1 protein-coding gene is annotated in these 813 nt (G+C 17.7%); it reads left to right on the plus strand.

The window, feature by feature from the left end:
- Positions 1–813, plus strand: an 813-nt coding sequence (locus CAMP5053_RS08220) for a hypothetical protein (protein WP_337217642.1), incomplete at both ends; no start/stop codon positions are given.

Genomic DNA, 813 nt, shown 5'->3' on the forward strand with positions numbered 1-813 from the left:
CAATGCAAAAAATACTTCAAATTGATTTAGAAAAAAGAAAAGCTTTAGAGAATTTAAAAAATCTAAGCTTATTGGGTTTTGGTGGGGTTATGTTATTTAATCTAAATAAAGATGATTTGATTAAAGATAATGATATTTTTTCTATGCATAATATGAATCATTTTTTACAACTTAGTTTAGATCAATTTTATATACCTAATGCTTTTTTAAATATTTTAGAATTTTTACATATTAAAAAACATATTGATATAAAAGAATCTTTTCATATCAATATCTTAATCAATAGTGATACACTTTATAAAAATCCTTTATTGCAATATAATACAAATAGAACAATTTCTAAAGATGATAATATCATTTATGCTTTAAAAAATACTTCTAGTATAAATCAAGCTTTTAAAAACTTAAAACAATTACAAGAAGTATTATTAAAAGAAAATATATTTTTAAATTTTATAGACTTAAATAGTAAAGAAAGTCTTTTAAGTTTTTATAATCAAATATTAAGCAATCATCATCTTAAAGATTATTTTTATATAAAAAATAATCAATTTTTTATTAAAGAAGATATAAAAAATAAAATTATATTTCACAATATCAATTCTTCTTCTATTATAAGTAATTATCTTAGCTTGTTAAATGATTTTAATACTTTAAGTAAGATAGAACTTATAAATATATTAGAAAGTTTAAGTTTATACAATCTTTCAACTTTAATGCAAACTATACAAAAAAGATATTTAAAACTAGAATATAACTTAAAAAGCTTTGATAAAGATAGTATCTTTTTATCTAATATGATTATGAATGTGA

It is taken from the genome of Campylobacter sp. S4:11 (genome assembly GCF_024723695.1).
Taxonomy (GTDB): Bacteria; Campylobacterota; Campylobacteria; order Campylobacterales; family Campylobacteraceae; genus Campylobacter_D; species Campylobacter_D jejuni_C.